Here is a 242-nt window from a genome sequence, read left to right on the forward strand (position 1 = left end):
GGCTGAAGGTTGCATCATCAAAATCAAACCCTAAGGCGTCGACTGGGCAGTCCTGTGGAGTGTTCAGCCAGACGATCTGAGCTTGCGGGTCGATGAAGCGGCGGATCAACCAGGCACAGGCGAGCCGGTCGACCCAGGGACGCTTACGCGTTGCCCAGATACGGCCTTGATAATCGCTGAGATTGAGTACCGATATCGGTTGGTTACTGCTGTGGGGCTCATCCGGAGACAGGGCTCTACTG

The 242-nt window shown here is 57.4% G+C and carries 1 protein-coding gene; it reads right to left on the bottom strand.

Annotated elements, in window-relative coordinates:
* Positions 1–242: chromate resistance protein ChrB domain-containing protein (locus tag AAEZ05_RS29860; RefSeq protein ID WP_350650258.1), on the bottom strand; the 242-nt coding region annotated here is incomplete at both ends.

Origin of the sequence: Pseudomonas sp. HY13-MNA-CIBAN-0226 (assembly GCF_040310305.1) — a bacterium.
GTDB classification, from domain to species: domain Bacteria; phylum Pseudomonadota; class Gammaproteobacteria; order Pseudomonadales; family Pseudomonadaceae; genus Aquipseudomonas; species Aquipseudomonas gregormendelii.